24 protein-coding genes, 1 tRNA gene and 1 pseudogene are annotated in these 25,410 nt (G+C 70.4%); 12 read left to right on the top strand and 14 right to left on the bottom strand.

From position 1 onward, the window contains the following. Nucleotides 1-203 precede the first annotated feature (203 nt). Nucleotides 204-719, top strand: coding sequence for an Lrp/AsnC family transcriptional regulator (locus tag AC0699_RS12310; protein WP_478659101.1), 516 nt, complete (start codon nt 204-206; stop codon nt 717-719). 107 nt (nt 720-826) lie between these two features. Here the strand turns inward: AC0699_RS12310 and AC0699_RS12305 are convergent, their stop codons facing one another. Both AC0699_RS12305 and AC0699_RS12300 read right to left on the bottom strand, forming a co-directional pair. Further along, the gene (locus AC0699_RS12305; protein WP_469768205.1) at nt 827-1,420 is read right to left on the bottom strand and encodes a TetR/AcrR family transcriptional regulator; all 594 of its coding nucleotides are present in this window, start codon (nt 1,418-1,420) and stop codon (nt 827-829) included. Nucleotides 1,421-1,425: 5 nt separating this feature from the next. Further along, nucleotides 1,426-2,967: a 3-hydroxyacyl-CoA dehydrogenase gene (locus AC0699_RS12300; RefSeq protein WP_478658921.1), complete on the bottom strand. Its 1,542-nt coding sequence runs from the start codon at nt 2,965-2,967 to the stop codon at nt 1,426-1,428. A 124-nt stretch (nt 2,968-3,091) separates the two neighbouring features. On the opposite strand from AC0699_RS12300, the gene paaN reads away from it, so the two are divergent. Beyond that, the gene (gene paaN, locus AC0699_RS12295) at nt 3,092-4,762 is read left to right on the top strand and encodes a phenylacetic acid degradation protein PaaN (RefSeq protein ID WP_478658918.1); all 1,671 of its coding nucleotides are present in this window, start codon (nt 3,092-3,094) and stop codon (nt 4,760-4,762) included. Between the two features lie 176 nt (nt 4,763-4,938). Here the strand turns inward: paaN and AC0699_RS12290 are convergent, their stop codons facing one another. From AC0699_RS12290 to AC0699_RS12280, 3 genes are read right to left on the bottom strand one after another with little or no spacing between them, the layout of a single operon-like run. Beyond that, nucleotides 4,939-5,598, bottom strand: coding sequence for a TrmH family RNA methyltransferase (locus AC0699_RS12290; protein ID WP_478658915.1), 660 nt, complete (start codon nt 5,596-5,598; stop codon nt 4,939-4,941). After that, a complete protein-coding gene (locus tag AC0699_RS12285) occupies nt 5,595-6,776 on the bottom strand; it encodes an HTTM domain-containing protein (protein ID WP_478658912.1) in 1,182 nt (393 codons plus the stop codon). Before AC0699_RS12285 ends, AC0699_RS12290 begins: the two co-directional genes overlap by 4 nt. Continuing rightward, on the bottom strand, nt 6,773-7,573 hold the full coding sequence (locus tag AC0699_RS12280) for a DUF5819 family protein (protein ID WP_478658909.1): 801 nt from the start codon (nt 7,571-7,573) through the stop codon (nt 6,773-6,775). Before AC0699_RS12280 ends, AC0699_RS12285 begins: the two co-directional genes overlap by 4 nt. 112 nt (nt 7,574-7,685) lie before the next feature. Between AC0699_RS12280 and paaA the strand changes: the two genes are divergently transcribed. From paaA to AC0699_RS12250, 6 genes are all read left to right on the top strand, one after another. After that, complete coding sequence (gene paaA / locus AC0699_RS12275) at nt 7,686-8,675, top strand: 1,2-phenylacetyl-CoA epoxidase subunit PaaA (RefSeq protein WP_478658906.1); 990 nt, start codon at nt 7,686-7,688, stop codon at nt 8,673-8,675. After that, the gene (gene paaB, locus AC0699_RS12270; protein ID WP_453658568.1) at nt 8,672-8,962 is read left to right on the top strand and encodes a 1,2-phenylacetyl-CoA epoxidase subunit PaaB; all 291 of its coding nucleotides are present in this window, start codon (nt 8,672-8,674) and stop codon (nt 8,960-8,962) included. The genes paaA and paaB overlap by 4 nt, the downstream gene beginning before the upstream one ends. Next, entirely contained in the window at nt 8,959-9,660 is a 702-nt protein-coding gene (gene paaC / locus AC0699_RS12265) for a 1,2-phenylacetyl-CoA epoxidase subunit PaaC (protein WP_478658903.1), read from the top strand. Before paaB ends, paaC begins: the two co-directional genes overlap by 4 nt. Beyond that, the gene (gene paaD / locus AC0699_RS12260; RefSeq protein ID WP_478658901.1) at nt 9,654-10,148 is read left to right on the top strand and encodes a 1,2-phenylacetyl-CoA epoxidase subunit PaaD; all 495 of its coding nucleotides are present in this window, start codon (nt 9,654-9,656) and stop codon (nt 10,146-10,148) included. The genes paaC and paaD overlap by 7 nt, the downstream gene beginning before the upstream one ends. Beyond that, nucleotides 10,149-11,201: a 2Fe-2S iron-sulfur cluster-binding protein gene (locus tag AC0699_RS12255; protein ID WP_478658899.1), complete on the top strand. Its 1,053-nt coding sequence runs from the start codon at nt 10,149-10,151 to the stop codon at nt 11,199-11,201. Between the two features lie 100 nt (nt 11,202-11,301). Further along, on the top strand, nt 11,302-12,462 hold the full coding sequence (locus tag AC0699_RS12250) for an acyl-CoA dehydrogenase family protein (protein ID WP_478658897.1): 1,161 nt from the start codon (nt 11,302-11,304) through the stop codon (nt 12,460-12,462). 41 nt (nt 12,463-12,503) lie between these two features. Here AC0699_RS12250 and AC0699_RS12245 read toward each other — a convergent pair whose 3' ends face one another. The 4 genes from AC0699_RS12245 to AC0699_RS12230 all read right to left on the bottom strand — a co-directional run bounded on the left by AC0699_RS12245 (nt 12,504) and on the right by AC0699_RS12230 (nt 15,836). Then, a complete protein-coding gene (locus AC0699_RS12245; protein WP_469768194.1) occupies nt 12,504-12,848 on the bottom strand; it encodes a rhodanese-like domain-containing protein in 345 nt (114 codons plus the stop codon). 83 nt (nt 12,849-12,931) lie between these two features. Continuing rightward, the gene (locus AC0699_RS12240) at nt 12,932-13,843 is read right to left on the bottom strand and encodes a J domain-containing protein (RefSeq protein WP_478658894.1); all 912 of its coding nucleotides are present in this window, start codon (nt 13,841-13,843) and stop codon (nt 12,932-12,934) included. Between the two features lie 58 nt (nt 13,844-13,901). Continuing rightward, entirely contained in the window at nt 13,902-15,344 is a 1,443-nt protein-coding gene (locus AC0699_RS12235) for a DUF2252 domain-containing protein (RefSeq protein WP_478658891.1), read from the bottom strand. Nucleotides 15,345-15,479: 135 nt separating this feature from the next. Next, nucleotides 15,480-15,836: a winged helix-turn-helix transcriptional regulator gene (locus tag AC0699_RS12230; RefSeq protein WP_453658576.1), complete on the bottom strand. Its 357-nt coding sequence runs from the start codon at nt 15,834-15,836 to the stop codon at nt 15,480-15,482. 128 nt (nt 15,837-15,964) lie between these two features. Between AC0699_RS12230 and AC0699_RS12225 the strand changes: the two genes are divergently transcribed. Further along, nucleotides 15,965-16,576, top strand: coding sequence for an FMN-dependent NADH-azoreductase (locus tag AC0699_RS12225; protein ID WP_478658888.1), 612 nt, complete (start codon nt 15,965-15,967; stop codon nt 16,574-16,576). Nucleotides 16,577-16,814: 238 nt separating this feature from the next. Here AC0699_RS12225 and AC0699_RS12220 read toward each other — a convergent pair whose 3' ends face one another. Together AC0699_RS12220 and AC0699_RS12215 are read right to left on the bottom strand one after the other, a co-directional pair. Continuing rightward, a complete protein-coding gene (locus AC0699_RS12220; protein ID WP_478658885.1) occupies nt 16,815-17,474 on the bottom strand; it encodes a response regulator transcription factor in 660 nt (219 codons plus the stop codon). 238 nt (nt 17,475-17,712) lie between these two features. Continuing rightward, nucleotides 17,713-19,443, bottom strand: coding sequence for a sensor histidine kinase (locus AC0699_RS12215; protein ID WP_478658883.1), 1,731 nt, complete (start codon nt 19,441-19,443; stop codon nt 17,713-17,715). Nucleotides 19,444-20,211: 768 nt separating this feature from the next. On the opposite strand from AC0699_RS12215, the gene AC0699_RS12210 reads away from it, so the two are divergent. Next, complete coding sequence (locus AC0699_RS12210) at nt 20,212-21,228, top strand: Acg family FMN-binding oxidoreductase (protein ID WP_478658881.1); 1,017 nt, start codon at nt 20,212-20,214, stop codon at nt 21,226-21,228. A 218-nt stretch (nt 21,229-21,446) separates the two neighbouring features. On the opposite strand, the gene AC0699_RS12205 is transcribed toward AC0699_RS12210, so the two are convergent. From AC0699_RS12205 to AC0699_RS12195, 3 genes and pseudogenes are all read right to left on the bottom strand, one after another. After that, nucleotides 21,447-22,169, bottom strand: a complete 723-nt coding sequence (locus tag AC0699_RS12205) for a helix-turn-helix domain-containing protein (protein WP_478658878.1) — start codon at nt 22,167-22,169, stop codon at nt 21,447-21,449. A gap of 5 nt (nt 22,170-22,174) precedes the next feature. Next, nucleotides 22,175-23,199 (bottom strand): annotated as a pseudogene (locus tag AC0699_RS12200) (alcohol dehydrogenase catalytic domain-containing protein). Nucleotides 23,200-23,499: 300 nt separating this feature from the next. Then, nucleotides 23,500-23,586 (bottom strand) — tRNA-Leu (locus AC0699_RS12195). A 400-nt stretch (nt 23,587-23,986) separates the two neighbouring features. On the opposite strand from AC0699_RS12195, the gene AC0699_RS12190 reads away from it, so the two are divergent. Beyond that, nucleotides 23,987-24,832: an FhaA domain-containing protein gene (locus tag AC0699_RS12190; protein WP_478658875.1), complete on the top strand. Its 846-nt coding sequence runs from the start codon at nt 23,987-23,989 to the stop codon at nt 24,830-24,832. Between the two features lie 10 nt (nt 24,833-24,842). Next, a complete protein-coding gene (locus AC0699_RS12185) occupies nt 24,843-25,355 on the top strand; it encodes an FHA domain-containing protein FhaB/FipA (protein ID WP_266380397.1) in 513 nt (170 codons plus the stop codon). Nucleotides 25,356-25,410: the final 55 nt, after the last annotated feature.

Raw genomic sequence — 25,410 nt, 5'->3', positions numbered from 1 at the left:
TCAACGCGAGCACCTCCTCGTGGGAGCGGGCATAAGGACCCATGAAGGGCGCGGAGTGTGAGGCGCCTCACCTACCGATTGTTCGGTCGTGGGCGCATTTTGGCTACAGGCACCTTCAGCCTGTGGACAAACGGTTCTCCACAGCCTGGGATAGGAACAGGTCGTCCATCTCAGAGAGGCGGGGGGACGTGACAGCTGAACAAATGGCCGATGACGGGGACCGCACCGTGTACGAAGCCGTGCCCGGGGCCGGGCACGGCCCGCCGCCACGGGCACTGGACGCGATCGACCGCGACATCCTCCGCATCCTTCAGACCGACGGTCGCGCCTCGATACGCTCCGTGGCCGAACGGGTGCATGTCTCGCGCGCCAACGCGTACGCCCGGATCAACCGGCTCATCGAGGACAGAGTGATCCGCGGCTTCAGCGCCCGCGTGAATCACGAGCGCGCCGGGCACGGCGCCTCGGCGTACATCACGCTCAAGATCGTGCAGAACTCCTGGCGGACGGTGCGCGAACAGCTTCAGGCGTTGCCTGGGGCCGCCCACATCGCCCTGGTCAGCGGCGATTTCGATGTCCTGCTGCTGGTCCACACGCCGGACAACCGCACACTGCGCGAACTCGTCCTGACCAAGCTCCAGTCGATCCCCGAGGTGCTCTCCACACGCACGCTGCTGGTCTTCGAGGAGACGGACCTGGACCCGGATCCGGCCCGCTGAGCGGGTTGGATCCGGGTCCGGGTCCGGGTCGGATCCGGGTACGGATACAGGGCACAGGGTCAGGAGCCGGTGCGCAGCCCGTCTCAGTGGCTGGCGCGGAGCCCGTCTCAGTGGGCGGTGCGGAGCCCGTCGAAGGCGAGCCGTACGACCGCGTCGGCGACCTGGTCCCGGTCGTATCCGCTGCCGGCCTGCGGCCGGTACCACTCCACCAGGGAGTTGACCATGCCGAAGAGCAGCCGGGTCGCGAGCCGCATGTCCATGTCGGCGCGAAGATCGCCTTCCGCGGCGGCGGCCTTGAGCAGATCGGCGACGCGGTGGTCGAACTCGCGGCGCCGCTCCATGGCCCAGCGCTCGGTCCGGGTGTTGCCCCGTACCCGCAGCAGCAGCGTCACGTAGGGCAGCTCTGCCATCAGCACCTCGACGGTGCGACGGGTCACGTACTCGACCCGCTCCATGGCCCGCCCACGCACCGCGCCCGGCTCGTCGAGAATCCCGAAGAGCCCGTCGAGCGCCCGGCTCACCGCGCGCCGCAGCAGCTCCTCCTTGCCCGCCACATGGTGGTATATCGACGACTTGGAGATCCCTGCGGCCTTGGAGAGGTGCTCCATGGAGGTGCCGTCGTAGCCGCGGTCGTTGAAGACCTGGACGGCGACGGACAGCAGCGTCTCGGGGGTGTACGTGTCGCGCTTGGCGGTCGTCATGGGACCTACTCGCCCTTCATCTCGACGTACGTCTGGCGGTAGAGCCCCAGGGACGGCGCATAGCGGCCGGTGGGCACGCGCGCGTGGAGTTCGTCGAGCAGCTCGTGCGCCCAGGCGCGGCCGAGCCTGCGGCCCCATTCGACCGGGCCGATCGGGTAGTTGACGCCGAGCCGCATCGCCGTGTCGATGTCCTCGGCGGACGCGACACCCTTGGCGACGGCGTCGGCCGCCACGTCCACCAGCATCGCGACCGTACGCGCGACGATCATGCCCGGTACGTCGCCGATGACACTGACGCTCTTGCCGAGAGCCTGGAACAGGCCGATCGACTGCCGGAGCGTCTCCCACTCGGTGACCTCGGACGCGGACAGCGCGATCCGGGTCGCCGCCCGGTAGTCGAGCGCCAGGTCGAAGTAGACGACATCGCGGAACTCGGCGGACGTCTGACCGTCGGCGAGCGCCAGCTGCCCGCCGCTCGGCAGCAGGATGCGGGTCCCCCGGTCTTCCTCCTCCTCGCGCACGGCGATGCCGGCCTCGCGGCACATCGCGATCAGCTCCCCGGCCGGGCCCAGGTCGCCCTCGACGGTGATGTGCGAGGGCGGCTCGGTCGCCGGAGCGGTGTGCGGCTCGGGACGCTCGGCCCCGTCCTCGTACGAGAACCAGCCCCGGCCCGACTTGCGGCCGAGGCGGCCCGACTCCACCAGGCGGCGCTGGGCCAGGGAGGGCGTGAACTTCGCGCTCTGGAAGAACGACTCCCACACGGAGCGGGTGACCGCCTCGTTGACGTCCTGGCCGATCAGGTCGGTCAGCTCGAACGCGCCCATCTTGAAGCCGCCGCACTCGCGCAGGACCGCATCGATGGTGGCGGGATCCGCGCCGCGCTCCTCGTAGACGGCGAAGGCCTCCGCGTAGAAGGGCCTGGCTATGCGGTTGACGATGAATCCCGGGGTGTCGGTGCAGCGCACCGGGGTCTTCCCCCAGGCCTTCGCCGTCGCGTACGCGCGCGTGCCCACGTCCGCGTCGGTGGCGAAGCCACTGACGACCTCGACCAGGGGGAGCAGCGGGGCGGGATTGAAGAAGTGCAGTCCGACGAATCGGCCGGGGCGGCGCAGGGCGCCCGCGATGGCCGTGACGGAGAGGGAGGAGGTGTTGGTGGCGAGGATGCAGTCGTCGGCGACGATGTTCTCCAGTGCGCCGAAGAGCTCCTGCTTGACGGGGAGCTGCTCGACGATCGCCTCGATGACGAGCGCACTGTCGGCGAGCTGCGCGAGGTCGGTCGTCCGCTCCAGCCGGAGCGCCGCCGCGCCGCGCGCGTCATCGGCCAGGCGCCCCTTTGCGACCAGCCGCTCCAGTCGGGCGAGGATCGCGCCGGCGGCCGCTTCCACCTGGTCGGGGACGACGTCGTAGAGGCGCACACGATGGCCGGCCAGCAGCGCGACCTGCGCGATGCCCTGGCCCATGGTCCCGGCGCCGACGACGGCGACGGTACGACTCGGCGCGATGGCGTTGGTGCCGCTGGTGCCAGTGGTGGCATCGGTGACGGTCATGGCTGTGATCCTCCCCTACGACTTGTCCACAGGTTCCGCGGACCCCCCTTGTCCCGACCGATCGTTCGGTTACTCTAACTCTGTCCGCGTTCCCCTGCCCAGCTCACCGAGGAGTTGGTCTTCCATGCAGCTGACCGAGACCCACCGGCCGACGCTCGACCAGGCCCTCGAAGCGATCCGCTCGCGGGCGTACTGGTCGCCGCATCCTGAGCATCCGAAGGCGTACGGCGAGGCGGGCTCCCAGAGCGCCTCAGACGGCCTCGCGGCGTACCAGGCCCTGCTCGGCACCCGTTTCGAGCTCGACCAGCCCGGCACCGACGGCTGGACCGGCGGCGAAGTGTCGCCGTACGGCCCGGAGCTCGGCATCGAGTATCCGCACCCGGACATCGACGTCCTGCTGCCCGCGATGCGCGCGGGCATGGCGGCCTGGCGCGAGGCGGGCCCCGAGACCCGCGCCCTGGTCTGCCTGGAGATCCTGTCGCGGATCAGCGCGCGCACGCACGAGTTCGCGCATGCTGTCATGCACACGAGCGGCCAGGCCTTCATGATGGCGTTCCAGGCGGGCGGCCCGCACGCCCAGGACCGTGGTCTGGAGGCTGTGGCGTACGCCTACGAGGAGCAGACGCGCACCCCGCAGGCGGCCGACTGGTCCAAGCCCCAGGGCAAGCGCGACCCCCTGGAGCTGCGGAAGGTCTTCACCGCCGCGCCGCGCGGCATCTCGCTCCTGATCGGCTGCAACACGTTCCCGACGTGGAACGGATATCCGGGCCTGTTCGCCTCTCTGGCCACCGGCAACCCGGTCCTGGTCAAGCCGCACCCTCGCGCGGTCCTGCCCCTGGCACTGACCGTGCGGGTCGCGCGCGACGTGCTCGGCGAGGCGGGCTTCGATCCCAACCTGGTGGCACTGGCCGCCGAGCGCCCGGGTGAAGGCATCGCGAAGACCCTCGCCGTCCGCCCCGAGATCAAGATCATCGACTACACGGGCTCCACCGCCTTCGGAGACTGGCTGGAGACCAACGCCCGCCAGGCGCAGGTCTACACCGAGAAGGCCGGTGTCAACACGGTGGTGGTCGACTCCACCGACAACTACAAGGGAATGCTGGCCAACCTGGCCTTCTCCCTCTCCTTGTACAGCGGCCAGATGTGCACCACCCCGCAGAATCTGCTGATCCCGCGCGACGGCATCGCCACGGACGACGGCCGGAAGTCGTACGACGAGGTGGTCGCCGACCTCGCCGCCTCGGTGGGCGGCCTGCTCGGCGACGACGCCAGGGCGAACGCGCTGCTGGGCGCCCTGGTCAACCCCGATGTGAAGGCCCGGCTGGAAGAGGCGGCCGGTCTGGGCGAGGTGGCCCTGCCCTCACGCGAGGTCGTCAACCCCGAGTTCCCGGACGCCGTGGTGCGCACGCCGGTGATCGTGAAGCTGGACGGCGCCAAGCCCGACGACGAGGCGTCGTACATGTCGGAGTGCTTCGGCCCGGTGTCCTTCGCGGTCGCGGTCGACTCGACGGCCGACGCGGTGGAGCTGCTGCGCCGCACGGTGCGCGACAAGGGCGCGATGACCGTCGGCGCCTACACGACCTCGTCGGAGACCGAGCGGGCGGTCGAGGAGGTCTGCCTGGAGGAGTCCGCGCAGCTCTCGCTGAACCTGACGGGCGGGGTCTATGTGAACCAGACGGCGGCCTTCTCCGACTTCCACGGTTCCGGCGGCAACCCGGCGTCGAACGCGGCGCTGTGCGACGGCGCCTTCGTCTCCAACCGCTTCCGTGTGGTGGAGGTCCGCCGCCAGGCATGACCCCGCGAACCGCGGCCGGCGCCTGGGAGCGCCCGCTGCGCTGGGCGTCCCCTGCACCCCGCAGGGCACAGGGGACGCCGGAGCGCGGGGTTCCGGGGCGAAGTCCCCAGACATGAGGGCGCTCGGGGCAAAGGAGAGAATCCCCGCCCCGGACGCCGCAGGATGTACCGCAGGATCTACAGCGCCGGCGGCACGTCCGCGTAACGCTGCACCCATGCGTGCATCGCGATCGCGGCGGCCGCCCCCGCGTTGATCGAGCGGGTCGAGCCGAACTGGGCGATCGAGCACACCATCGAGGCGTGCTCGCGCGCCTCTTCGGTCAGACCGGGGCCCTCCTGTCCGAAGAGGAGCAGACACCGCCTGGGCAGCACGGTCCGCTCCAGCGGTACGGCACCCGGCAGATTGTCGATCCCGATGATCGGCAGCCGCTCGGCTTCCGCCCAGGCGGTCAGCGACTCCGTGTCCGGGTGGTGACGTACGTGCTGGTACCGGTCGGTGACCATCGCACCGCGCCGGTTCCAGCGCCGCCGCCCCACGATGTGGATCTCCTTCGCCAGGAAGGCGTTGGCCGTCCGGACGACGGAGCCGATGTTGAAGTCGTGGCCCCAGTTCTCCACGGCCACATGGAAGTCATGCCGCCGGGTGTCCAGATCGGCGACGATCGCCTCCCGCGTCCAGTACCGGTACCGGTCGACGACATTGCGCCGGTCCCCGTCGGCGAGCAGCTCGGGGTCGTAGTGGCCGTCTTCCGGCCAGGGGCGCGGATGGGGGCCGACGCCGATCTCGGGGCCGTAGCCGTCGTCGTACTGAACGGGTTCCTGGGTCACGCTGCTCACCCGACGAGGGTACGGGTGTCCTGGTCTTCCGGCGCGCCGCGCTGCCCGGGGACGTGTACCGGACGGGAGAGCACGCGGTCCCGGCCCCGTGCCACCCAGCCCCCGAGCCGGCGCAGGAAGGAGGTCGGCAGGAAGACCGAGTCGGCGGCGATCATGGCGAGCGAGAAGAACGGCAGACCGAGCAGCAGGGCGATTCCGGCGTGCTCCAGCATCATCGCCACCAGCAGGACGTTCTTGACCTTCCGGTTGAACAGCGTGAACGGGAAGGCGACCTGCACGATGACCGTGCCGTACGTCAGCACCATGACGATCAGACCGCTGGCACCCAGGATGTCGGAGAGTGCGGGCCACGGCGTGAAGTAGTCGAGCTTGAGCGGGTAGTACAGGGCGCTGCCGTCCTGCCAGCGCGAGCCCTGGATCTTGTACCAGCCAGCCGTGGCGTAGATCAGACAGACCTCGGCCATGATCACCACGAGCGCTGCATTGTGGATGAGGTTGGCGAGGACGTCGAGCAGCCTTCGCGGCTCGCTCTGCGGCGCGTGACGACTGACCGCCCACCAGACACCGTGGAAGACCCACACCCCCCAGAGCAGGAGGGGAATCCAGCACTCGCCGCCGATCCGGTCCAGGACCGTCCCCACGGCGAGAAGTACACCGAGGCCCGACCACAGCACCGGCCCGGCCCAGTCCCGTGCCGCACCCCGCGCCGAGCGCCGGGAGTCCAGGGACCACACCTGACCACAGCGGGTGAAGACCAGGTAGATCGCCATCAGATGGATCACGTTGTCGCCGCCGTCGCCCATGAAGATGGACCGGTTCTGCAGCGAAAGCACACCGACCATGAACAGGACCGACATGGCGCGGGTGCGCCAGCCGAGCATCAGCAGCGCGCTGGAGAGCACGGCGAGGGCGTACACGGCCTCGAACCAGACCACGCTGTCGGACCACATCAGCGCGGTGAAGGCGTGGTTGCCGGCGATCAGCTGCTGGGCCATGTCCCAGCCCCACGGGCCGTCGGGTCCGTAGAGCTCCCGGCGGTGGGGGAACTCGCGCAGCAGGAAGAACACCCAGGTGGCGGAGAAGCCGATGCGTACGACGGCGCTCTGGTACGGGCCGAGGGCCGTCGATGTCACGCGCTGGATGGCACCTGCCAGCCTGCGGTCGAGGGTCTGGGTCACTTGCCCGCCTCCGTACTGCCGGTGCCTGCCGCCGTGCTGTTCCGCGCGCCGAGTGGCAGGTCCGCGGAGGTCACCGTCCACCAGGGGAGCACCCGGTAGAACGGCCGGGTGTCCGTCTTCTCCTCGCTCCACACCGGTGCGTGCACGGAGCGCGTGGCGGAGCGGAGCTGGATGCGCTCGACGCGGCCGCCGAGGCGATGGTTCTCCAGGCGCAGCATCACGATGCGGCGGATGTATCGCTCGGAGAGCTGACCACGCAGACCGTTGGGCTTGTTGTCGTCGGTGTGGGAGTTGGCGTAGAAGTCCCAGCCGCGGCGCAGCTCGTTCTGGTTGACATGGCTGGGGAGGAGATTGCCGCGGATCGCCTCGCCGTCCTCGGCCGAGAGGTCGATCCATCTGGTGGTCCTGTGGCTGCCGTCATCGCCGGCGACCTCGGCGCGCACCTGCACGGCGATGTTCTGCTGCAGCGGGTTGGGGGCGAAGAGCTTCCAGTTCTGTTCGAACTCGGGGTAGATCCAGCCGTCGACGAATTTACCGTGCTGCTTGGTCACGGTGTTCGAGGGCGCGACGTGCAGAAAGACCATGGCCAGGTGGATGCACGCGAGGACTCCGACGAGCGCGAGGGCGACCGCGGCCACCACCTGGTAGGGGAGGGAGAGGCTCTCTATTCCGGCTCTGGCGCGTGCCTCGTCCGCCCCGGTGGTCCCGCCGGTCCCGCCCGTTTCGGGTATCTCTCCGGACCCGGCAGCCGAAGCCGCCTCGACGCGCTTGGCGCCCTCGTCGTCGTACGAGTCCATCCCGCCCCGATCCCCATTGGTCCACCGCGGTTATCCACAGGGTTGACACCTTACGGGCCGTCGACTCACCATTGAAGTCATTCAACCGAACGATCGGTCGGTAGGGGGCCCGATGACGGCAGTGACTGCAGAGACGACTGCGGCTATGACGCACCAGGCGCGGTTCGATGCCGCCGTGGCCGCCGACGAGCGCATCGAGCCGCGCGACTGGATGCCCGACGAGTACCGCGCATCGCTGATCCGCCAGATGGCGCAGCACGCGCATTCCGAGATCATCGGCATGCAGCCCGAGGCGAACTGGATCACGCGCGCGCCCTCCTTGCGCCGTAAGGCCATCCTCATGGCCAAGGTGCAGGACGAGGCGGGCCACGGCCTGTATCTGTACAGCGCCACGGAGACGCTGGGAGCCGGCCGCGACGAGCTGCTGGACAAGCTCCACTCCGGCCGCCAGAAGTACTCGTCGATCTTCAACTACCCGACGCTGACCTGGGCCGACGTCGGCGCCATCGGCTGGCTGGTCGACGGCGCCGCGATCACCAACCAGGTGCCGCTCTGCCGCTGCTCCTACGGTCCGTACGCCCGCGCGATGGTCCGGATCTGCAAGGAGGAGTCCTTCCACCAGCGCCAGGGGTACGAGCTGCTGCTCGCCCTCTCGCAGGGCACTCCCGCGCAGCACGAGATGGCACAGGACGCGGTGGACCGGTGGTGGTGGCCATCCCTGATGATGTTCGGCCCACCGGACGACGCATCGGCCCACTCGGCGCAGTCCATGGCCTGGAAGATCAAGCGGCATTCGAACGACGAGCTGCGCCAGCGCTTCGTCGACATCTGCGTCCCGCAGGCGGAGGCCCTGGGACTGACCCTGCCGGACCCGGATCTGCGGTGGAACGAGGAGCGCGGTCACTACGACTTCGGCGCGATCGACTGGGACGAGTTCTGGCAGGTCCTGAAGGGCAACGGCCCGTGCAACGAACAGCGGATCACCCAGCGGCGCCGGGCCCACGAGGAAGGCGCCTGGGTGCGTGAAGCGGCCGCGGCCTATGCCGCGAAGACCGTGTCGAACGAGAAGCGCGACGAGGCGCAGGTGGAGGCGACGGCATGAGCAGCTCGACCGACTGGCCCCTGTGGGAGGTGTTCGTGCGCTCCCGCCGCGGACTGTCCCACACCCACGCGGGCAGCCTGCACGCGCCGGACGCCGAGATGGCCCTGCGCAATGCCCGCGACCTCTACACCCGGCGCAATGAAGGCATCTCCATCTGGGTGGTGCCCTCCGCGGCGATCACCGCTTCGTCCCCGGACGAGAAGGACCCGTTCTTCGAGCCGTCCGCCGACAAGCCGTACCGGCACCCCACCTTCTACGACATCCCGGAAGGAGTGAAGCACCTGTGACCGCCGCACTCGCGCTGGGCGACGACGCGCTGGTGCTCTCGCACCGGCTGGGGGAGTGGGCCGGGCACGCCCCGGTCCTGGAGGAAGAGGTCGCCCTCGCCAACATCGCCCTTGACCTGCTGGGACAGGCACGGACGCTGCTCTCGCTCGTCGGTGACGAGGACGAGCTGGCCTACCTCCGCGAGGAGCGGGCCTTCCGCAACCTCCAGCTGGTCGAGCAGCCGAACGGCGACTTCGCCCACACGATCGCCCGCCAGCTCTACTTCTCCACCTTCCAGCGGCTGCTGTTCGGCTCGCTCGCGACGGGCGACAGCGAATTCGCGGGTCTGGCGGCGAAGGCGGTCAAGGAAGTCGCCTACCACCAGGACCACGCCGAGCAGTGGACCCTGCGGCTGGGCGACGGCACGGCCGAGAGCCATGAGCGGATGCAGCGGGCCTGTGACGCACTGTGGCGGTTCACCGGCGAGATGTTCCAGCCGGTGGAGGGCCTGGAGGTGGACTGGCAGGCGCTGCGGACAGGCTGGCTGGAATCGGTCACCGCCGTGCTGGAGCGCGCCACGCTGACCGTGCCGGACACGGCGGACACCGGAGCCTGGTCGGCGGGCGCCGGCCGGCAGGGACTGCACACGGAGCCGTTCGGGCGGATGCTGGCCGAGATGCAGCATCTGCACCGCAGCCACCCGGGGGCGTCATGGTGACCGACACACTGCTGGAGGCCGAGCTGCGCAGGCTGGCCGGGTCCGTGCCCGACCCGGAGCTGCCCGTGCTGACTCTGGAGGAGCTCGGCGTGCTCCGCGGAGTGCAGGTACTCGGACCCGGCAGGGTCGAGGTCGAGCTCACCCCTACGTACACCGGCTGCCCCGCCATCGAGGCCATGTCCTCGGACATCGAGCGGGTGCTGCACGACCACGGCATACCGGAAGTGTCGGTGGTCAAAGTACTCTCCCCCGCCTGGTCGACGGACGACATCAGCGCGGAGGGACGGCGCAAGCTCGCGGAGTTCGGGATAGCCCCGCCCCGCCCGGGCGGCACGGACGGGCCGGTCCCACTCACGCTCACCGTGCGCTGCCCGCACTGCGGCTCCACCGACACGGAGCTGCTGAGCCGGTTCTCCTCCACCGCGTGCAAGGCACTGCGCCGCTGTACGGCCTGCCGCGAGCCGTTCGACCACTTCAAGGAGTTGTAGATGTTCCATCCGCTCCGGGTCAGCGAGGTCGAGCGACTGACGGACGATTCGGTGGCCGTCACCCTCGCGGTCCCCGCCGATCTGTGCGACGCCTTCCGCCATACTCCCGGCCAGCACATCGCCATCCGCCGGACGGGGGCGAACGGCGAGGAGATCCGGCGCACGTACTCGATCTGCGCGCCGGCCGCCCCTGCCGGCGAGGATCCCGTGCTGCGCGTGGGTATCCGGCTGGTCGACGGCGGCGAGTTCTCGACGTACGCGCTCAAGGAGCTCTCGGTCGGGGACACGGTCGAGGTCATGCAGCCGATGGGCCGGTTCGTCCTGGAGCCGCGCGCCGGGCACTTCGCGGCGATCGTCGGCGGCAGCGGAATCACGCCGGTACTGTCGATCGCGGCCACGCTGCTGGCGCGGGAGCCGGAGGCCAGGTTCTGTCTGATCCGCAGCGACCGCACCGCGGCCTCGACGATGTTCCTGGACGATGTGGCCGACCTCAAGGACCGCTACCCGGACCGTTTTCAGCTGGTCACGGTGCTCTCCCGGGAAGAGCAGCAGGCGGGTCTGCCGTCCGGCCGGCTAGACCAGGAGCGGCTGACGGGTCTGCTGCCCGCACTGCTTCCGGTACCGGAGGTGGACGGCTGGTTCCTCTGCGGGCCGTTCGGTCTGGTCCAGGGCGCCGAGCGGGCGCTGCGCGGGCTGGACGTCGACCGGAGCCGTATCCACGAGGAGATCTTCCATGTGGACAGCGCACCGGCTCCGGCCCCCGTCGCCGCGCCCGCGCACAGCACACTGACGGCGACGCTGGACGGCCGCTCGGGCAAATGGCCGGTGCAGGAAGGGGAGTCGCTGCTGGAGACGGTCCTCCGGGCCCGCTCCGACGCGCCGTACGCCTGCAAGGGAGGGGTGTGCGGGACCTGCCGGGCATTCCTGGTCTCGGGAGACGTGCGAATGGACCGCAACTTCGCCCTGGAGCAGGAGGAGACGGAGGCGGGCTATGTGCTGGCCTGCCAGTCGCATCCGGTGACGTCCGAGGTGGAGCTGGACTTCGACCGCTGACAGCACTGTTCCGCTCCGCGCCGTCGGCACCATTCCCTTCCGATAGAACCTGTTCTATCTTGACGACCCGTCAGATGTCGGTGCGTGGGAGGACAGGGCTGTGGACTTCACCTTCACCGAGGAGCAGCAGGCGGCCGTCGAGGCGGCTCAGGCGGTCTTCTCGGGCGTCGCGCCCGACGGAGTGCCGAGCCCCGCGCTCACCCAGGGCGCGGTGGCCGAGGACTTCGACCGGCCGCTGTGGGCCAGGCTCACGGACGCCGACCTGCTGAGCCTGGTGCTCGCGCCGGAGCACGGCGGGGCGGGCCTGGACCCCATCGCGCTCTGCCTGGTGCTGCGCGAATCGGCGAAGGTGCTGGCCCGAGTGCCGCTTCTGGAGACCAGCGCGGTCGCGATGGCCGTGGAGCGCTACGGCAGCGCGGAGCTGAGCGCCGACATTCTCCCCCGGGTCGGCCGCGGCGAACTGGTGCTGACCGTCGGCGCCAACGGCCGCACCGGCCACGACCCCGCCGAGCGTGCCGTCACCGCCCGCCGCGAGCCCGGCGACGGCACCGCCTGGACCCTCGACGGAGTCCAGACCGGGGTGCCCTGGGCACAGAGCGCGGACCGTATCGCGGTGCCCGCCCACGCCGAGGACGGCCGCGCCGTGCTCGCCCTGGTCCCCCGCGGCCTGGACGGGGTCAGTCTCGCCGAGCAGATCTCCACCAACGGCGAACTGTTCGCGGAAGTCCGGCTCGACGCCGTACGCATCGACGGCACCGAGCTGATCGACGCCGAGGGAGCCTGGGAGTGGCTGCGGGAGCTGCTCGCCACCGGCACCTGTGCTCTCGCCCTCGGCCTTGGTGAACGCGTGCTGGCGATGACGAGTGAATACACCGGCAAGCGCGAGCAGTTCGGCTTCCCCGTCGCGACCTTCCAGGCCGTCGCCGTACAGGCCGCCGACCGCTATATCGATCTGCGCGCCATGGAGGCCACCCTCTGGCAGGCCGCCTGGCGGCTGAGCGTCTCCCAGGAGCAGGGCACGGCGACGGGGAGCGGGCTGCCCGTCGCCGGCGATGTGGCGGTGGCCAAGATCTGGGCGTCCGAAGGCGTACGCCGGGTCGTCCAGACCGCGCAGCATCTGCACGGCGGATTCGGCGCGGACACCGACTACCCCCTGCACCGGTACCACGCCTGGGCCAAGCAGCTGGAGCTCTCACTCGGTCCCGCCGCGGCCCACGAGGAGGCCTTGGGCGACCTGCTCGCCGCCCATCCCCTGGGCTGACGGCCCCGGCCGCCCCAGAGCCCTCGCTCAGGAGGCCGGAGCTACAGGACGAACGCCGGGCTGCCGTCCTCCGTGATCATCGGGCGTCCGGCTGCGTCCCAGGCCTGCATCCCGCCGTCGATGTTCACAGCGTCGATGCCCTGCTGGACCAGATACTGGGTGACCTGGGCGGACCGGCCGCCGACCCGGCACATCACATAGGCGCGCCGACCCTCGGCCACGGCCTCCGTGACCTCACCGAAGCGGGCGACGAAGTCGCTGATCGGGACGTGCAGCGCACCCTCGACATGACCGGCCGCCCACTCGTCGTCCTCCCGGACGTCGAGCACCAGACCGTCGGCCGGCACGGAGGCGACGTCCACCGAGGGCAGTGGGGCGAAATTCATGGGTCTGGCCTTCTCTCGTACCTGTCGTGGCTGTCTCGTGCCCGCCCGCACGCGCGAGGCGCGAGACGAACCTCCCTGGAAACCTACTGCACCAGTCCGGCGAGCTCGGCCTCACGCTCCGCGACCTGCGCCAGCAGCTGCTCGGCGATCTCCTCCAGCAGCCGGTCCGGGTCGTCGGGCGCCATCCGCAGCATCGCGCCGATCGCACTCTCCTCCAGCTCCCGGGCGACCACGGTCAGCAGCTCCTTGCGCTGCGCCAGCCACTCAAGGCGGGCGTAGAGCTCCTCGCTCTCGCTGAGCCGGGGCGCCTGCGGCACCGGTCCGGCATCCCACTCCTGCGACAGCTCCCGCAGCAGGGCCTCGTCCCCTCGGCCGTACGCGGCGTTCACCCGGGTGATGAACTCCTCCCGGCGCTGCCGCTCCTTCTCGTCCTGCGCCAGGTCCGGGTGGGCCTTGCGGGCGAGCTCACGGTAGAGCTTGCGCACCTCCTCGGTGGGCCGCACCCGCTTCGGCGGCTGCACGGCCCGGTCGGTCAGCATCGCGGCGGCCTCGGGCGAGAGGCCGTCCGAATCGATCCAGCTGTGGAAGAGCTCCTCGACGCCGGGCATCGGCATCACGATGGCCCGTGCCTCCTGCGCCTTGCGCAGGTCCTCCGGGTCGCCGCTCCTTGCCGCGCGGGCCTCCGCGATCAGGGCGTCCAGCTCGTCCAGCCGGGAGTACATCGGGCCGAGCTTCTGGTGGTGCAGGCGGGAGAAGTTCTCCACCTCGACCCGGAAGGTCTCCACCGCGATCTCGAACTCGATCAGCGCCTGCTCCGCCGCGCGCACGGCCTTCTCCAGCCGTGCCTCGGGGCGCTCACCACCCGCCGACGCATCCCGCTCGCCATGCGAACCCTGCGTGTTCTGCGCGCCCTGCACGTTCTGCTCGTCCACGCGGTGGTCGTCCTGCTCGTCGTCGTTCCGGGTCGTCGGGCCCCCGGGAGCATCCTGGGTCACCTGCCCAGCGTATGGCAGAGGCCCGGCCACCCCGGCGGGCGGCCGGGCCTCAAGCCCGTCACACCCCGAGCTCGGCGGCTATCCGACCGCTGCGTACGGCCGCCACCAGCTCCGCGTGGTCCGCTTCCGTACGGTCCGCGTACACCACGGCGAAGCCCGCCACGGCCTCGTCCAGCTCTTCGTTCTTCCCGCAGTAGCCGGCGACCAGCCGCGGATCGACACTGTGCGCATGCGCGCGGGCCAGCAGCGCGCCCGTCATGCGTGCGTAGTCGTCCACATGGTCGGCCGCGAGGGCTGCCGGGTCGACGCTGCCCTTGCGGTTCCTGAACTGCCGCACCTGGAAGGGCCGGCCCTCCACCGTCGTCCAGCCCAGCAGGATGTCGCTGACCACCTGCATCCGCTTCTGCCCCAGCACCACGCGGCGTCCCTCGTGCTCCACCTCGGATGCGTCGAAGCCGGCGGCCTTCAGATACGGCAGCAGAGCGGACGCCCGCGCCTCCTTCACCTGGAGCACAAGGGGCTCGCCCCGGTGGTCTATCAGCAGCACCACATAGGACCGGGTCCCCACACTTCCGGTGCCGACGACCCGGAACGCCACATCGTGGATCGCGTACCGGGCGAGGAGCGGCAGCCGGTCCTCGGAGAGGGTCTCCAGATACGAGCCGAGCGACGACGCGACAGCGGCCGCCTCCGCGTCCGGCACCCGGCGCAGCACGGGCGGGGCGTCCACAAACCGGCGGCCCCCGTCCGGCCCGGCCTCGGTCGACTTGGCGGCGAACCGCGCGCTCGTGTTGCTGCGGGCCTTCTCCGAGACCCGCTCCAGCGTGCCGAGGAGGTCCCGGGCGTCCGTGTGGGAGACGAGCTCCTCGTCCGCGATCGCGTTCCACGCGTCCAGGACCGGGAGCTTGGCCAGCAGGCGCATGGTCCGCCGGTACGCCCCGGCCACGTCGAACGCGGCCTTGCGGCAGGTCTCCTCGTCGGCGCCCGCCTCGCGCCCCGCCAGCACGATCGAGGTGGCGAGCCGCTTGAGGTCCCACTCCCACGGCCCGGTCACGGTCTCGTCGAAGTCGTTCAGGTCGATCACAAGGCGTCCGCGTGCGTCGCCGTAAAGGCCGAAGTTCGCCGCGTGCGCGTCGCCGCAGATCTGCGCCGGGACGCCGGTGACCGGCGTGCCCACCAGGTCGTGCGCCATCAGCCCGGCAGCGCCGCGCAGAAAGGCGAAGGGCGTCGCGGCCATCCGTCCCACCCGGATCGGCGCAAGCTCGGGCACCCGGCCGCGGCTGGATTCCTCCACGGCCCGCACCGCGTCCGGCCGCCCCGCCGGCATCACCAGCGAATCGTGCGACGAGCGCGGCACCCGGTCCCGCAACGCCTTGCCGGCCTCCTTCGGCGAGTCCGGCACAGTGCCCGCGATGCGCGGGGCGAAGCCAGGGACCTCCGGAACGCGTACGTCTCCCGAAGCCGTCCGCTGGACCGGCACGACCGCTTCCACCTCACCCATGGCGGGACCGCCTCCCCCGTCGCCGTACAACATCAACTGCCCATGACCGTACCGTCCAGCCCGGCAGCCGTCTCCCCCTGTGGATAACCTCGCGCGCACCCCGCCCCAGCAGGTCGTGAGCCGCATCCGGTCAGGTCAGCACGCTCCGCCGCCGCGGACACCGTCCGGCAGATACGCCTCCGCCCACCGCCCCAGCTCCTTGAGCGCGGGTTCCAGCGCCGCGCCGGCCTCCGTCAGACGGTAGGCGACGCGCAGGGGCGGCCCTTCGTCGACCTCCCGCACGACCAGCCCGGCCGCGCCGAGCTCGGTCAGCCGGTCGGAGAGCATGCGCTCACTGATACCCGGGATCGCCCGCCGCAGCTCCGCGAAGTACACGGGCCGCTGCATCAGCACAGCCACGATGAGCCCGGTCCAGCGCTTGCCGAACAGCCCGAAGACACGCGTGATCCCCCCGTCGACCTTCTTGCACGTGTGCTCCCCGTGTTCAGCCATGGAGCCAGAGTACTGCCATCTCGTGAGGGGGTGAGAAAAAGTAAGTACCTATGGTATTCGTAGTTACGCACGGAACTTATCCACGGGTGCGCCCTCCGGTCGCCGCCCGCCCCCTCATGGAGAAACTCATGGCCACGCTGCTGCACCTCGACTCCGCCGTCTTCCCCCAGGGCTCCGCATCGCGCGACGTCACCGCCGCCTTTGTGAAGGCCTGGCAGGAGGAGCACCCGGAGGGCACGGTCGTCTACCGCGATCTGGCCGCGAACCCGCTGCCCCACCTGGACTTCGCCGCGGTCTCCGCAGGCGCGGGCAACGCGCTCCGCGCCGAGCTCGCCGCCGAACTCGCCGCTGCCGACGCCGTACTGATCGGGGCGCCCATGTACAACTTCACGATCCCCTCCACGCTCAAGGCGTGGCTTGACCAGGTGATCATCGTGGGCCACAACGCGGGCCCGGACGGGCCGGTGGCGGGCACCCCGGTCACCGTGGTCGCCAGCCGTGGCGGCTCGTACGCCCCCGGCACTCCGCGTGAAGAGTTCGAGTTCGTCCAGAACTACCTGGAGAAGGTCTTCACCGGCATGCTCGGCGCCGAGGTAGACTTCATCGTTCCCGAGCTGACGCTCGCCCCGACCAAGCCGGAGATGGCCCAGCTGATCCCGCTCGCAGAGGCGTCCCGCACCAAGGCGTTCGAAGAGGCCGTACAGAAGGCCAAGGAACTGGCGGCACGACTCGCCGCGTGACGGCTAAGGCGGGGGCGGCTCAGTCGTCCCCGCCCCTCCCCGCCCCTCCGCCGCCGATGTTCCACGTGAAACATCGCAGCGTATGGCGAAGAGTCCGCACCCCGGCCGAGCCGGGCCCAGCCTCAAAGCCACAGCCACGCCCACGCCACGCCGCGCCGCGCCGCGCCCACAGCCACAGCCACAGCCACAGCCACAGCCAGTGGCCGCCGCAGCCAGGGCCGCGCCGAACCCGGCGCCGCTACAGCCCCGCGTCCCGCGCCAGCAGCGCCGCCTGCACCCTGTTCTCGCACTCCAGCTTGGCCAGGATCCGGCTCACATAGGTCTTCACCGTGGCCTCGCTCATATGCAGCCGCCGCCCCGCGTCCGCGTTGGACAGCCCCTCTCCGAGCAGCGCCAGCACGTCCCGCTCCCGGTCACTCAGCGCCGTCACCCTCGCCCTGGCCTCCTCGCCACGCGCCGCGACCCGCCCCGAGGCCAGCTGGTCCACCACATGCCGGGTGGCGCCGGGCGACAGATAGGCGTCTCCGGCGGCGGCCGCGCGCACCGCGCGGATCAGCTCCGCGGGCGCGGTGTCCTTGAGCAGGAACCCGGCACCGCCGTGCTCCAGCGCCCGCAGCACGTTCTCCCGCTCGCCGAAGGTCGTCAGGATGATCACCCGTGTCGCCGGCACCGCTCTGCGCAGCTCCGGCAGGGCGGTGAGACCGTCCATGACCGGCATCTGTATGTCGAGCAGCACCACGTCCGCACTGTGCGACCGAGCCAGGTCGACGGCCTCGCGGCCGTTCGCCGCCTCCGCCACCACTTCGATCTCCCGGTCGGAGGTGAGGATCATCCGGATACCGGCCCGGATCAGCGGCTCGTCGTCGGCGATCACGACCCGGATCGGCGAACCGGTCACAGGAACTCCCTCTGCATCCTCGGACTTGCTCCCACCCGAGGCGACACCGCGGCGCCCGGGCCTGGCATTCTGCCGGGCGCACGCCTCGGCTCACTACCCGGGCCGCGGACCGCCTCGCTGCCCAGCCCACGGCCCGACCCCTGGCCCCACAGCCAAGCCCAAGACCGCGCGCCGGCCCAGCACTTCACATCGCCGACACTTCACGTCGCCGGCGCTCCACGTCGCCGACTGCACGTCGCTAACGCTTCACGTCGTACGACTTCTTCTCGATCAGCTTGCCGTCCTTGAAGCAGAACCGGAACACCGGCTCCTCCTCCATGCTGTCTCCCGTCTCGGACGACATCAGCACCAGGCACCGCGATCCTTCCGGCTTCTTCGGCCCCTTGTTGTGCAGCCCCACCGTCGCGATCGAGTCGCCGCTCGGCAGCTGGTCGCGTACGGCCTTCTCGGACGTGCCGACCTCGATCGCTTCGTACTTGCCGGGGTCGATGATCGCCTCGTTCATGGAGCCCATCAGGAAGAACACCCCCAGGACACCCACCACGACCAGCAGCACCAGAGCTGCCACCGCGATGCCGCACCCCAGCGCAATCCCGCCGCTCCTGCTCCGGGTCCCGATCCTGCCGCCCATCGCCAACTCCTTCTCCGAAACGGTCCAGTCCATGACCGGAACACCGTTCCCGAGCGGGACCGCCGCCGACTGCTGCCGGAAGTCGTCCGTCTGATCGACGAAGGGCTCGGCACCCAGGGGGCGCGCGGCCTCCACGACGCCGTAGGGCAGCACGCCCGCCACCCGGAAGCCGCCACCTGAGGCCGGCCCCGCGTGCACCATGCCGCCGACCAGCCGAGCGCGCTCGTGCAGGCCCGTCAGCCCCTGTCCGCCGCTGACGACCTCACCCACGCCACCGGCGGACGCAGGCTCGTTGACGACCTCGACGACGAAGGAGTCGGGCTCGTACCGCAGCTCCACGGTGATGGCAGCGCCGGGCGCATGCTTGTACGCGTTGGTGAGTGCCTCCTGGGCGATGCGGTACGCCGCATGGTCGGCTGCCGCCGCGAGCGGCCTGGCCTCTCCCGTACGCCGCAGCTCCACTGTGGTGCCCGCGACCCGAGCCGCCTCGACAAGCCCTTCGATACCGGCTGTTCCGCGCGCGGCACGCCCCGACTCGTCCACGGGCGCGGGCGCCTCCACCCCGTCCCTGAGGATCCCTACGACCTCGCGCAGCTCGTGCATCGCGGTCACCGAGGCCTCGCGGAGCACCCCGACTGCCTCCCGCTGGTGGGAGGTCAGCTCACGGTCGACTTCCAGAGCGCCGGTGTGCACGGAGATGAGCGCCAGTTGATGCCCGAGGCTGTCGTGCATGTCCTGAGCGATCCGCTGCCGCTCACGCAGCCGCGCCTGCCCGGCCACCATGGCGCGTTCACGGAGCAGTTGGGCGTTGCGCTCCTGAAGGGTCTGCAGCAGGGTCCTGCGCTGCGTCCAGTAGCGGCTGGCCAGACCGGGCACGACCGTCGTCGCCAGGAAGCCGAGCGTGGTGAACAGGAGGATGATCACGGGGATGTGCGGCGGCCACTCGTCGATGAGCGTGACGGCGAGGTGGAGCGCGTACGCGACGCTGAACGCGATCAGTGCCCGGCCCGCGCCCGCGATCCGCCGGCCGGCCGACCAGCCGACGACCAACATCAGTGGCAGCAACCCGTAGCACACCGGCGCCAGCCCGGAGGTCACCGCCAGCACGCTCGCCGGCAGCCTGCGCCGCAGCAGCGACAGCAGGGCTACCGCGGCGCCCTCGCCGAGCGCGGCCGGCCCGGTAGCCCCCAGCACATCGGCCAGCCCGGCGCCAATGAGCCCCAGGAGCAGTGCGAGGACGGTCTCGCCCGCGACCCTGCGCCGGGACCACAGCTCCGGCGGGGCAAGCCACCGCAGTCCTGCCCGTACCCCGGCCCATATGTTCGATGACGCGTCCACGCCCGCACCCTAGACAGTAACCGGCGCCGCCCGCGGCCCACTTTCGTAGCGCCCCCGAACAACGAAGGTCGTGGCGCCACGCACAGGCGCGCCGAACCTGCGGCGACCGGTCGGCCGCGCTGTGCGGGGCGACCGCCGGTCATCCGCCCCCGGCAGAGGGCGGATGACCGGCGCGATGGGGTCCTTGCGCCTCAGTCTCCGACCGTGATCCGGCGGACCGCGAGAGAGCATCCCCGGTTGCCCGTCCGGTCACTTGCCCCTGGCTGCCCGGCGAGGACCGCGGGCGGCGGCCCCGGGACCTGGCGTCCCTGTGGAGCGGTGGAGGACGAGCCGCGTGAACTCCCCCCTCGAATTGATCCCCAGCTTCGCGAAGGCGTGCCACAGAGCGGAACTCACCTCAGCCGCCGCGTCACCGGCACGTGGCCGGAGTGAGAACCACAAGATGTCCGCGGCGGGCCAGAAGGTCCCTTTGCGGCGAGGCGCCGCACGCTCCACGTTGGTGATCGGGAGCGGCTTGACCGGCAGGCCGGAAAGGCACCGGAAAGGCACCGGAAAGCCATGAGGGAGCGAGGGAGCGCAGTGCTGCCGAGGCGGCCCGAGCACAGCGGAGGGGCTGCTGATGTCCACCCTGCCGTGATCGTCGAGCCCGGGTGAGTGCCATCCGGGGATCACCCCCTGCGGATCGGAGTGATCAGCCACAGCAACGTGCTTGACCGTCCGCACCAGCCGCGGGCGTCGTCCATGCACCATCCGCCACCGGAGGATCTTGTGTCCCTGACACCGATCGACGCGGCCTCCGTGACAGCCCTCGTCGAGGACGCCACGGCGGCTCCGTCCATGCACCCCGCCCAGCCGTGGAGATTCCGCTTCCTGCGGGACAAGGGTTCACTGCAGCTGCACGCCGACCTGGAACGCACGCTGCCGAAAACCGACCCGGCGCATCGTGCCCTGCACCTCGGGTGCGGCGCCGCCATTCTCAATCTGCGCGTGGCCGTCGCTCACGCAGGCAGGGATCCGGTCACCACGCTGCTCCCCGATCTCGCCGATCCCTGGCTGCTCGCCGAGGTCCGCCTCGACCTGCCCAGGCGCCCGGACGACGATCTCGCCGGCCTCCACCCGGCGATCCGCCGTCGGCACACCAGCCGCTTCCCCTTCACCGGCGAGGAGATCCCGGCGGAAGTGCTGGACGGGCTGCGCGGCGCGGCACTCCTCGAAGGCGCCCGGCTGCACGTTCCCGAGGCCTGGCATGTGCGAGAGGTGCTCGACCTGGTTCACGACGCCGAGGGGCGCGAGGCGCTCGACCCCGAGGCCCGGGAGGAGCTGGCCCGGTGGACCGGCACGGGAACGGAAGAGGACGACTCGCGCAATGGGGGAATTCCCGCCTACGCGTTCGGCCCTCGGCAACGGGACGTCACGTCCCCGGTGCGGGACTTCGCCGGCGGGCGACCGGTTCCCGGCCGGGAGGCGGCGACGTTCGAGAAGTGGCCCTGTCTCGCGCTGCTGGGCACCACCGGCGACAAGCCGGTCGACTGGCTGCGGGCCGGCCAGGCGATGGAAAGGGTGCTGCTTCAGGCCACCCAGGACGGCCTGGTCACATCGCTGACCTCCCAGGCATTGGAATGGCCCGAGCTGCGCTGGGCTGTGCGCGACCCAGGTGCCGATGGGTCACGTTCAGATGGTGATCCGCCTCGGGTACGGGCCGGAGGGTCCCGCGACTCCGCGCAGGCCGGTGACCGACGTCCTCGACATCGTGTGACGGCCCGCAGCACGCAGCGAACGGAGTGAGGCCTGCCCCGGCCGGCCGACTCCCGCGATCCGTCCTCGGACCTGCCCAGGCCTCGGTCTCGATCTCGGTCTCGATCTCGGTCTCGATCTCGGTCTCGGGCTCGGGCTCGGTCTCGGGCTCGGTCTCGATCTCAGGCTCGGTCTCAGGTTCGGGCTCGGGCTCGGGCTCGGGCTCGGGCTCGGGCTCGGGCTCGGGCTCGCCAGGACCATGCCGGTGCTCACTGCGATGGGCGTCCGGTGGAGGACGGCGGACCCGCCTGTGGGTTCGTCACCCGGCGGCCGGTGATGCGCGTGGGAGTCACCGTCACCCACATCTCGCGCTGTCCACCGGCCCAGGGAAGGCTGCGGGCTTCGGCCTCGAGCCGCCGCACGGCGTCGCCGTCGGTGACAGCGCGCGCCGGCCCGACGACGAGGACACTCCAGCCCTGGCTGAACGCATCGTCGATGTGGTCGACCTCGAAGGCCACTTCGGCTCCCACAGCGGAAGCGGGCACCGTATGCGGAGCCGTACGGAAGGCGATCTCACCCCCGGCGAAAAGGTAGTTGACCGGCACGACGGCCGGTCCTTCGGGCGTGACGACGGCTACTCTCCCCACGCCGTGCGTGGACAGCAGGTCCCGGCATTCCTCGTCGCCGAGTTCGAGCAGTTCCGTGTTGCGCGGGCCGGAGGTCCTGCCCGGCGGCTGATCGGCCGTGGCTCCGGTGAGTTCGGGGACCGTGGTCTCCAGGGCGTCGGCGAGGCGGAGCATGATTCCGATGCCGGGTGTGGACGACCGCTCCTCGACGTAGGTGATGTAGGCGGCAGCGGCGCCGCTGCGCGCGGCCAGCTCCTCACGGGACAGCCCGAGCTCCTCGCGGCGGGCCGCCACGCGGCGTCCGATGTCACCGCGCTGACCGTGCACGGCCCCTGCGCCGGAGCGTCCGGTTGCCGACTGCGGCATCTTGCTCACTTCCCCTCGTGGTGGCCAGGCAGGCGCAGCTGGTCAGGTCGGGTGACAGCGTTGTGCGGGGGGCCGCCGAGCACCACCTTGAGAGCGCCGGTCTCGGCGGCTCGGGAGAACACGTCGTACGCCTCCTCCATCTGCCCCGGCTCAAAGCGATGGGTGACGAGACCGGTCGTGATCGTCACATCCTTGATCCACAGGTCTTCGAGGTGCAGGACCGCAGGCTTGCCGTGGACACCGATGTTGGCGACGCGGCCTCCGGGGCGCACCATGCGGGTGCACATGTCGAACGCCTCGGGCACGCCGACCGCTTCGACGACCACATCGGCACCGAGTCCTTCGTGACGTCCTCAACCAGCTCTTCCGGGGTTTCGTCCGCGCTGACCGTCGCGTCGGCGCCGAGGGCCCGGGCAGCGGTCAGGCGGGAATCGGCGAGGTCGACGGCGATGATCTGCTCTGGGGTGCAGAGGCGGGCCGTGTCGTGGCGAGCCCGATCGGCCCGGCGCCGACCACGACCACGCTGTCGCCGGGCCGGACGTTCCCGTTCAGGACGCCCACCTCGTATGCGGTGGGGAAGATGTCGGCCAGCAGGACCGCGTCGTAGCTGTCGACGGCGCTGGGCAGCGGGTGCACGGACAGGTCGGCGAAGGGCACGCGTACGTATTCGGCCTGGGTGCGGTCGATCAGGTGGCCCAGGACCCAGCCGCCACCGCCCCGGCACTGCCCGTACCTGCTCTCCCGGCAGAAGCGGCAGCGCCCGCACGCAGCTATGCAGGACACCAGTACCCGGTCACCGGGGCGGACGGTACGGACGTCTCCCGGTCTCCACGACCTCGCCCACGGCCTCATGCCCGAGAATCCTTCCCGGGGTGACCTCGGGCACATCTCCCTTGATGATGTGCAGGTCGGTGCCGCAAATGGTGACCGCATCGACGCGGACAATCGCGTCCGCGGCGTCCTCGATGCCCGGATCCGGGGCATCCTGCCAGGTCGTCTGTCCAGGTCCATGGAAGACGAGTGCCTTCATGGCGTCGTCCCTTCCCCGATCGCCCGGTCGCTGGCCAGCATGTCCCGGCGGGCGTCTCGGGCGCTTGGGCCGAGTGGCCCCGCGTCGGCGCCTGTCGGCCCCTGATCAACTCCAGCCGCACCAGCTGAAGATCACCCAAAGATCACGGCCCGCATCGTGACATATGACACGGTGTGGACTCGTTCACGTAGAAACCGCCTGAATCCGCCCTCAGCTTGGACCGCAACGCCCCGAACAACGAGAAACGGGCCCTCACCAGGACTTTCGTCTCTGGCGAGAACCCGTTTCATCGGTTTCTCATGGTGCGCGAGGGGGGAGTTGAACCCCCACGCCCTTGCGGGCACTGGAACCTGAATCCAGCGCGTCTGCCTATTCCGCCACCCGCGCATTGGGTGTTGCCGCCGTGTCTCTCACTTGTTCGGTGCGAGCGCCTGGCGACATGCAGAAGATTAGCACGGTGCGGAGGGTGGATTCACATCCCTTTCCTTCCGCCTGGCCTCGGCCGGTTTCGGCCCGGCCCAGGCGGAAGAGAAGACAAGGGGAAGCACCGAAGGCAAGGAACGGAGCGCGGCCGCCGCCACTCCTCCCGGGTGCACATCCCCCCGCTCCTCCGTGGTGCACCGGGAGTGCGGGACACTGTCAGGAGGCCGCCTCTACGATCCATGTGGAGATCCGTGTGAGAGGTGACACTCATCGACGGGGCAGACAAGGGGAACCAGCCGATTTCCCGACGCGTGGATACGATCAGTAAGCAGTACCAGGACGACATCGACGGAGGAGGTGCCCCATGGGAGTCCTGAAGCGTTTTGAACAGCGGCTCGAAGGTCTGGTCAACGGCACCTTCGCCAAGGTCTTCAAGTCCGAGGTCCAGCCGGTCGAGATCGCGGGCGCCCTCCAGCGCGAGTGCGACAACAACGCGACCATCTGGAACCGCGACCGGACCGTCGTCCCCAACGACTTCATCGTGGAGCTGAGCGCGCCCGACTACGAGCGCCTCAGCCCGTACTCGGGTCAGCTCGGCGACGAGCTCTCCGGCCTGGTCCGGGACTACGCCAAGCAGCAGCGCTACACCTTCATGGGCCCGATCAAGGTCCATCTGGAGAAGGCCGACGACCTCGACACCGGTCTGTACCGGGTACGCAGCCGTACGCTCGCGTCGAGTACGTCACAGGCGCCCGAGCGTGCTCCCGCCGGTCCGCCCGCCCCGCAGGGCGGCGCACGCGGCGGCTACGGCTACCCTCCCGTGAGCGCGCCTCCCATGCCGTCCGCCCCGCCGCCCGGCGTGGGACGTCCCGGCCCGGCAGCGCCCACGGCAGCCCGTCCCGCGGCCCCTGGCCCGATGCCGGGTACCCAGGTGCGCCGCTGGATCGAGATCAACGGCAACCGCCACCAGATCTCCCGCCCGACGATGGTGCTGGGCCGCAGCACCGACGCCGACGTGCGGATCGACGACCCCGGCGTATCGCGCCGGCACTGTGAGATCCGGACCGGAACGCCCTCGACGATCCAGGATCTCGGGTCTACCAACGGCATCGTGGTAGACGGGCAGCACACCACCCGCGCTACGCTCCGCGACGGCTCGCGGATCGTCGTGGGCAGCACCACCATCGTTTACCGGCAAGCCGAAGGGTGAAGCGGGGGCAATGTCAGAGCTGACCCTTACGGTCATGCGGCTGGGTTTCCTGGCCGTTCTGTGGCTGTTCGTCATCGTGGCCGTCCAGGTCATCCGGAGCGACCTGTTCGGTACGCGCGTCACGCAGCGCGGCTCACGCCGCAACGCCGACGCCCGGCCGCAACAGGCCGCCCGTCAGGCTGCCGCGCCTCCGCAGCAGCGCCAGCAGGCCACCCGCCAGCGCCGGGGGGCACCCACCAAGCTGGTCGTCTCCGAAGGCAGCCTGACCGGCACCACGGTCGCGCTGCAGGGCCAGACGATCACGCTGGGCCGCGCGCACGATTCCACGATCGTGCTGGACGACGACTACGCGTCCAGCAGGCATGCCAGGATCTACCCGGACCGTGACGGCCAGTGGATCGTCGAGGATCTCGGGTCCACCAATGGCACGTATCTCGACCGGACCCGACTCACCACCCCGACACCGATTCCGCTGGGCGCGCCGATCCGCATCGGCAAGACCGTCATCGAGCTGCGGAAGTAGTACGACAATGAGCGAGCGGAGCGAGCGAGCGGCGGCGGTACCCACAGCGGGCCCC

Source organism: Streptomyces sp. NPDC043870, from assembly GCF_056435785.1.
Note: the sequence above shows the minus strand (reverse complement) of the source record. Positions and strands in the feature narration are given on the sequence as shown.